This window comes from Pseudonocardia sp., from assembly GCF_025965585.1.
GTDB lineage: Bacteria > Actinomycetota > Actinomycetes > Mycobacteriales > Pseudonocardiaceae > Pseudonocardia.
Genome location: NZ_JAOPWR010000302.1, coordinates 1 through 7,124 on the forward strand (window position 1 = coordinate 1; position 7,124 = coordinate 7,124).

Genomic DNA, 7,124 nt, shown 5'->3' on the forward strand with positions numbered 1-7,124 from the left:
CCCGTCCGTCGTCGAGATCGTGGTCGAGGTAGTCGCGCAGCAGCGGGTCGGCCGGGTCGAGGAGCGGCGCGCGCACCCGTCCCGACGGCTACCGTCCTCTTCGTGACCGAGGCCGAGGGACGCGGCGCCGTGCGACGGCCGGGCCCGCTGCGCTGGCTCTGGTACGCGTGGGGCGGTGGGCTGCCGAGCCGCTACCGGACGTGGGTCCTGTACGACGCGACCTGCCGCACCTGGCAGCTGCGGCACTTCGCGCGGGCCTTCGCGCAGATGAGCCTCGTGGTGGTGCCGGTGCTGCTGGTGGTGCCCGGGCCGATCTGGATCCGGCTGGTCGGGATCCTGCTCGGCTGGCTCGTGGCGCTGCAGTACGCCCTCTACAACATGCAGGAGTCGGTGGAGCACCGCGTCCGCAAGGCCGGCTACCCGGCGGGCACGGCGCAGGCGACGCGCGACGAGGGCAACGCGGGCGAGCGTGCCGCGGCGGCGCGGCGGTATGCGGCGAAGTACCGCACCGGCGGCCCCGCGGACGGGGCGCAGGGGTGACCCGCCACGGTCGGGCGCCGTGTTGGGGGATGCGGGCCCGACGCGCTACCTTCCGGCTGTGATCAGCCCTCGGAGCGGCGATGCCGACGGACCTGCCCCCCTCGACGAGCTGATCCGGCTGACCACCACCCCGATCGGGTCCGCCGTGGTGGTCACGGTCGCGGGGGAGGTGGACCTGCGCACCGCGCCCCGGGTCGCCGCCGCGCTGCAGGACGCGCTGGCCTCCGCGGAGCTCCGGCTGCTGGTCGTCGATCTCTCCGAGGTGACGTTCCTCGGGTCGTCCGGGATCGCTGTGCTCGTCGACGTCGGCACGGGGGCCCACTCGGGCGACCGGGCACGGCCGCTCGTGCGGATGGTGGCGCCGCCCGGCCAGCACGTGGTGACCCGCCCGTGGGCGGCGATGAACCTCACGACCGTGCTTCCGCTGCACCCGGATGTCGGGGCGGCGCTGGACGCCTGATCAGGGGCGGGCGTGCACCCAGGCCGGGTCCGCGTCGAGCGTGGCGGGAAGCGCCACCACCGGATCCCGAGCGCGATCGGGCCGAACACTCACGGCGGACGTCGTGGACGTGCTGCGCGCGGCCGCCGCCACGCCCGGCGTTCCGTGGCGGCAGCGCCCGGACCTGCGTGTGGCCGAGTCCGCGCTGGTCCGGTCCACGTCGGGCGCAAGGCGGGCTGCTGCCTGTCCTACCCGAGGCCGCCGGGGTCAGACCACCCGTCGGGCCGGCGTCGAGCGGGTGACGATCTGCGGGTCGCGGACGACGACGTCGCCCAGGGCCTCGTCGATGCGCGTCATCACGTCGGCGGGGATGGTGAGCCCGGCGGCCTTGACGTTCTCCGCGACCTGCTCCGGGCGCGACGCACCGATGATCGCGGAGGAGACGTTCGGGTTCTGCAGCACCCACGCGACGGCCAGCTGCGCCATCGACAGGCCGAGGTCGGCCGCGATCGGCTCCAGTGCCTGCACCCTGGCCAGGGTCTCGTCGTTCAGGAAGCGGCTGATCATGTCCGCGCCGCCCTTCTCGTCGGTGGCGCGAGAGCCCGCGGGCAGCGGCTGTCCCGGCTTGTACTTCCCGGTCAGCACCCCCTGCGCGATCGGCGACCACACGATCTGCCCGATACCGAGCTCCTCGCAGGTCGGCACGACCTCGGCCTCGATGACCCGCCACAGCATCGAGTACTGGGGCTGGTTGGAGACCAGCGAGATCCCCAGGTCGACCGCGAGGGCGTGTGCCGCGCGGATCTGCTCCGCGGTCCACTCGCTCACGCCCACGTAGTGGGCCTTGCCCGAGTGCACGATATCGGCGAAGGCCTGCATCGTCTCCTCGAGCGGGGTGAAGGAGTCGTAGCGGTGGGCCTGGTAGAGGTCGACGTAGTCCGTCTGCAGCCGGCGCAGGCTGCCGTTGATCGACTCCATCATGTGTTTGCGCGACAGGCCGGTGTCGTTCTTCCCCTTGGGCTCGGGCCCGGTCGGCCAGTAGACCTTGGTGAAGATCTCCAGCGACTCGCGGCGCTCGCCCTTGAGCGCGGCGCCGAGCACCTCCTCGGCCTTGCCGTTGGCGTAGGCGTCGGCCGTGTCGAAGCTGGTGATCCCGTTGTCCAGGGCGGCGCGCACGCACTGCGTCGCGACGTCGTTCTCGACCTGTGAGCCGTGGGTCAGCCAGTTGCCGTAGGTGATCTCGGAGATCTGCATACCGGAGCGGCCGAGGTGGCGGAAGTCCATGGATCCCATCGTGCTCCTCCGCATGCCGACTTTCTCGTCGCCGGGAGCCACGTCCGCGGACTCGTGCCGCGGCAGCCGGTGACCCCGCGGGAGGGCGTTCAGGCGCGTCGGGCCCCGACCAGCCACGTCGCCGAGTCGTGGAGCACGCCACGATCGCGAGGAAGGCGCTGATCCACTACTGGCGCTCGAGCGGCTGCCGGGTGAGCAGCACGAGCCGGCCGCGCGGACGCGGGGCCCGGGCGATGCCGGCGAACGCGGCCCTGCCGTCCGACGGCCGGAGCTTCCGCCCACGTCGGCTCCTCGTCACGGACCGGCCACCCGAGGGGCCGGTTGTCGAACACCGCGAGCGCGGGTGGTCGGGGCAGTCGAGCACGTGCTGGTCAGGGTGAGGGCCGGTCGTCAGCTCGTGCGGCCGGGCTGTAGGCCCCCCGTGCGGCGGGTGCCCGTCACACGGCTGGGACACTGGTTGCCAGGTAATGGGTCGGCCCGCCGGGCCGGCCGGGAGAGGGCACTTTCATGTGGGACACAGCACGATGACCGCGACGGACCAGGCGCTGGAGATGGCGCGCGTGGCCGTGGCCGCCGCCGCGGACAAGAAGGCGCAGGACATCGTCGTGCTCGACGTGTCCGAGCAGCTGGTGATCACCGACTGCTTCGTGCTCGCCTCCGCGCCCAACGAGCGGCAGGTGCAGGCGATCGTCGACGAGGTCGAGGAGAAGCTGCGGCAGCAGGGCACCAAGCCGACGCGCCGCGAGGGCACGCGCGAGGGACGCTGGGTGCTGCTCGACTTCGTCGACGTCGTGGTGCACGTCCAGCACACCGAGGAGCGTGGCTTCTACGGCCTCGACCGCCTCTGGAAGGACTGCCCGCGCATCGCCTTCCCCGAGGCGCTGACGCCCGCCGGGCCCGACGAGGACGGCACCGGGTGACTCTGCGCAGGCTGGTCCTGCTGCGCCATGGCCAGACCGACTACAACACAGCGGGCCGGATGCAGGGTCACATCGACTCGATGCTCACCGAGACCGGACGCGCGCAGGCCGCGGTGGTGGCGCCCGAGGTGGCGCAGCTCGGGCCGGACCGGATCATCAGCTCCGACCTGCGACGGGCCGTCGACACGGCCGAGGTCGTCGGGGCGGCGGCGAACCTGCCGGTGAAGCTCGACCCGCGGCTGCGAGAGACCAACCTCGGCGAGTGGCAAGGCCGCACCGTCGCCGAGATCGAGGCCGACTACCCGGGCGCCATCGCCGCGTGGCGGTCGGACCCCGCGTGGACGCCGCCCGGTGGCGAGTCGCGCATCGAGGTGGTGCGCCGGGCGCGTCCCGTCGTCGACGAGCTCGACGAGGAGTACGCCGACAACCCCGAGGGCATCGTCGTCATGGTCGCGCACGGCGGCTTGATCGCCGGGCTGGTGTGCGGACTGCTGGGCCTGCCGACGTCCACCTGGCCGTCGATCGGCGGGATGGGCAACTGCCGCTGGGCCTCGCTCGCGCGCCGCGACGACCACCCGCGCTGGAGGCTCGCCGGCTACAACGTGGGCGCCTGAGCTTGCCGCCCACGCTCCTCGTCCTGGCCGACTCCCTGGCGTTCCACGGCCCCGAGCGGGGCGAACCCGCCGACGACCCGCGGCTGTGGCCCAACATCGCCGCCGCTGCGCTCGGCGGGCGCGCCGAGCTCGTCGCCGGCATCGGTTGGACCGCCCGGCACGCCTGGCACGCGCTGTGCCACGACCCGCGCGTGTGGGCGGTGATGCCCCGCGTCGACGCGCTGGTGCTCGGCGTCGGCGGTATGGACACGCTGCCCTCGCCGCTGCCCACCGCGCTCCGCGAGCTGATCCCCGCCCTGCGGCCCGACGGGCTGCGCCGCGCCGTGCGCACGGGCTACCGGCGGGCCCAGCCCGTGCTCTCGTGGGGGTTCGCCCGGGCGGTCCCCGGCGGCGGTCCGGTCGCGCTGCCGCCGCACCTCACCGTGCGCCACCTGGACCTGTGCCGGGCGGCCGTCGTGGCGATCCGGCCGGGCATCCCCGTCGTCGCGATCCTGCCGCCGCTGCACCGGGCCCCCGAGTACGCGGGCGTCCACGCGGGGCGTCCCGCCGCCGAGCGGGCCACTCGGGAGTGGGCGGGTGCGCACGACGTCGCGCTGCTGGACCTGCCTGCGCTGGTCGGCGAGCACGTCCTGGGCGGTCACGGCAACCCGGACGGCATGCACTGGGGCTGGCCGGGCCACACCGCCGTGGGCGAGGCGTGCGCCGCCGTGCTGCGCCCGCTGCTGCGGAAGTAGGGTCCGCCGTCGTGCCCGTCCGCCGCCCGGTCATCGCCGTCGTCACCGACTCCACCGCCTACCTCCCGCCCGGTGCCGCCGAGGAGCGGGGCATCCACGTCGTGCCGCTCGAGGTACGGCTGGGGGAGCGGGTCGGGCGCGAGGGCGTCGACGTGGACACCGCCGCGTTGCGCGTGGCGCTCGCCGACCGGCGCCTGGACGTGCAGACCTCCCGTCCGACGCCCGCGGAGTTCGCCGCCTGCTACCGCTCCGCCCTCGACGCCGGGGCCGTCGGCGTGGTGTCGGTGCACCTGTCGCGGGAGCTGTCGGGCACCTGGGATGCGGCGCGGGTGGCTGCGGAGGAGGTCGGGGCCGACCGCGTGCGCGTCGTCGACTCCGGCGCGGCCGGCATGGGCCTCGGGTACGCGGTGCTCGCGGCAGCCGACGCCGCCGAGGCGGGGGCCGGCGGCGCGGAGGTCGAGGCCGCCGCGGTCGACGTGGCCGCGCGCTGCCGCATGTTCTTCTCCGTCGACACGCTCGAGCGCCTCCGTCGTGGTGGCCGGATCGGGACCGCCGCTGCCCTGTTCGGCACGGCCCTCGCCGTCAAGCCGCTGCTGCACGTGGCCGGTGGGCGGATCGTGCCGCTGGAGAAGGTGCGCACCACCGCGCGGGCGGCGCAGCGGCTCGTGGAGCTGGCGGTGAAGGCGGCGGGGGAGGGGCCCGTGGACATCGCGGTGCACCATCTCGGCGCCGCCGCGCGCGCCGACGAGCTCGCGGCGCGGCTGCGGGAGCGGCTGGACGTGGCGCGGCTGCTCGTCTCCGAGGTGGGTGCGGTGATCGGTGCGCACGTGGGCACCGGGCTGCTCGCGGTCGTGGTGGTGCCGAAGGGCTGAGGGACCGGGGGTAGGGCGCCGCCCCCGGTGTCCAGTGTGGTGTGGGGGGCCGACGGCTTTCCCGGACGGCGGGGCTGGAGCGGGGAGTTGTCCCCATCGGGATATGGCCGTCCACAGTTCGGCGATCGCCGCTGCGCGGCCCCTCTCCCGTCCTAGCGTCGACACGTGGCCCGATCCGACCCTCCCGCCTCCGCCGAGCGGCTGGCCGCGGTGCTGGGCCCGCCCCCGATCCCGTGGTCGCCCCCGCTGCCCCCGCGGCCGGAGCCGTCCGCGCCGACGGTGTCCGAGCGCGCGGCGTCCCGATCCACGGCGGTGTCGGACATGCCGTTCGCGGCGGGGGAGCCGTGGGCAGCGGGTCGGTGGAGGGAGCCGGAGGGGTCGCCCACCGAGCCGTTCCCGGTGGTGGTTGAGCCGCAGGCCCGTCGAGGCCTGGTCGGTGCGGTGCGGCGGCTCGTCCCCGCGACGTGGTGGGGCGCCCGCGTGGACCCGGGCCGCCCGGGCGCCACCGCGCTGGCCCTGGTCGCGGCCGCGGCCGCGGTCGTGGCGGCCGTGGGCGTGTGGACCGAGCGGCCCCGCGCCGAGCCGGTCAGCGGCCTGCCCGCGGTGGCGGTGTCGGGCCCCTCGGCCGTCCCCGACACCGGTGGCGCGGTCTCCCCGGACGCGCCCGTCGCAGCCTCCGATGGCACGGCCGGGCCGCTCGTCGTGAGCGTCTCGGGGAAGGTGCGCAGGCGCGGGCTGGTGCGGGTGCCGTCCGGGTCGCGGGTCGCCGACGTGCTGGAGGCCGCGGGCGGGGCGTTGCCCGGCACCGACCTCGCCGGGCTCAACCTGGCCCGCAAGGTCGTCGACGGCGAGCAGGTGGCGGTGGGCGTCTCGCCCGCGGCCGATGCACCCGCGGCCGCTCCCGGCTCCGGCTCCGGGGCCGGCGCGGCCACCGCGGGCGGCGCCGCCGCTCCGGTGGGGAAGATCGACCTGAACATGGCCACGGCCGCCCAGCTCGACACCCTGCCCGGGATCGGGCCGGTCACCGTGCAGCGCATCCTCGACTGGCGCACGTCGAACGGACGGTTCGCCCGGGTCGACCAGTTGCGTGAGATCGAGGGCATCGGCGAGCGGCGGTTCGCCCAGCTCCGTGAGCTGGTGACGGTCGGATGAGAGCGCCCACGCTCGACGAACCGGCGCGACCGCCCGACCTGCGGCTCGTCCCCGCCGCCCTCGCGGTCTGGGCGGTCACGCTGGTCGGGCTGGGCCTGGGCACCGTCGCCGATGCCACGGTCACCCTCCTCGCCGGGGGCGCCGCCGTCGTGGCGTGGCGCCGCTCCTGGGCGCCCACCCTGCTCGCGGTGTCGGCGTGCGCGGCCGCGGCAGGGCTCGTGATCGGTGCCCACACGCTGCTCGTCGCCACCCATCCGTTGCACGAGCAGGCGCAGCGGGGTGCGGCGGCCACGCTGCGCGTGGTGCTGCGCGACGACCCGCGGGCACTGCAGGGCTCGGCCTACGGGTCGCGTCCGGGCGGTGCCACGCAGGTCGTCGTGTCCGCCACGCTCGCCGAGGCCACGGCCGGGCCCGGCCGGTGGGTCGCGGGCGGCCGGGTGCTGCTGCTCGCGCCGGTCGAGGGCTGGGAGGGGCTGCTCCCCGGCCAGGCGGTCACCGCCGAGGGGCTGCTTGCCCCGCCCGCCCGCTCGGACCTGACCGTCGCGGTGCTGCGCGTGCGG

Annotated in this window: 8 protein-coding genes and 1 pseudogene; 8 read left to right on the forward strand and 1 reads right to left on the reverse strand. The window is 75.6% G+C overall.

Translation table 11 applies throughout. The annotated features are described in order from the left end of the window. The first annotated feature begins 102 nt into the window (after positions 1-102). Positions 103-540 carry a DUF5313 family protein gene (locus tag JWR81_RS18530; RefSeq protein ID WP_297654033.1) on the forward strand — a complete coding sequence of 146 codons (438 nt, stop codon included), beginning with the start codon at positions 103-105 and terminating at the stop codon, positions 538-540. Between the two features lie 58 nt (positions 541-598). Then, positions 599-1,000 (forward strand): STAS domain-containing protein, encoded by a 402-nt coding sequence (locus JWR81_RS18535; RefSeq protein WP_297654035.1) that lies wholly within the window; start codon positions 599-601, stop codon positions 998-1,000. 246 nt (positions 1,001-1,246) lie between these two features. On the opposite strand, the gene JWR81_RS18540 is transcribed toward JWR81_RS18535, so the two are convergent. Continuing rightward, positions 1,247-2,263, reverse strand: a complete 1,017-nt coding sequence (locus JWR81_RS18540; RefSeq protein ID WP_297654053.1) for an aldo/keto reductase family protein — start codon at positions 2,261-2,263, stop codon at positions 1,247-1,249. A 533-nt stretch (positions 2,264-2,796) separates the two neighbouring features. Here JWR81_RS18540 and rsfS point away from each other — a divergent pair. The 6 genes and pseudogenes from rsfS to JWR81_RS18570 all read left to right on the forward strand — a co-directional run. Then, complete coding sequence (rsfS, locus tag JWR81_RS18545; RefSeq protein WP_297654039.1) at positions 2,797-3,192, forward strand: ribosome silencing factor; 396 nt, start codon at positions 2,797-2,799, stop codon at positions 3,190-3,192. Continuing rightward, a complete protein-coding gene (locus tag JWR81_RS18550; RefSeq protein ID WP_297654042.1) occupies positions 3,189-3,806 on the forward strand; it encodes a histidine phosphatase family protein in 618 nt (205 codons plus the stop codon). Before rsfS ends, JWR81_RS18550 begins: the two co-directional genes overlap by 4 nt. 2 nt (positions 3,807-3,808) lie before the next feature. Next, positions 3,809-4,540, forward strand: a complete 732-nt coding sequence (gene octT / locus JWR81_RS18555; protein WP_297654045.1) for a diglucosylglycerate octanoyltransferase — start codon at positions 3,809-3,811, stop codon at positions 4,538-4,540. Positions 4,541-4,551: 11 nt separating this feature from the next. Next, on the forward strand, positions 4,552-5,412 hold the full coding sequence (locus JWR81_RS18560) for a DegV family protein (protein ID WP_297654047.1): 861 nt from the start codon (positions 4,552-4,554) through the stop codon (positions 5,410-5,412). Between the two features lie 165 nt (positions 5,413-5,577). Further along, a complete protein-coding gene (locus JWR81_RS18565) occupies positions 5,578-6,564 on the forward strand; it encodes a ComEA family DNA-binding protein (RefSeq protein WP_297654050.1) in 987 nt (328 codons plus the stop codon). After that, positions 6,561-7,124 (forward strand): annotated as a pseudogene (locus JWR81_RS18570) (competence protein ComEC); the annotation flags it as partial. The gene JWR81_RS18565 and the pseudogene JWR81_RS18570, both read left to right, overlap by 4 nt.

Bases quoted from the DNA above. Each gene is read 5' to 3' on its own strand.
- JWR81_RS18540 (WP_297654053.1), bottom strand. From the start codon at position 2,263: ATGGACTTCCGCCACCTCGGCCGCTCCGGTATGCAGATCTCCGAGATC.
- rsfS (WP_297654039.1), top strand. From the start codon at position 2,797: ATGACCGCGACGGACCAGGCGCTGGAGATGGCGCGCGTGGCCGTGGCC.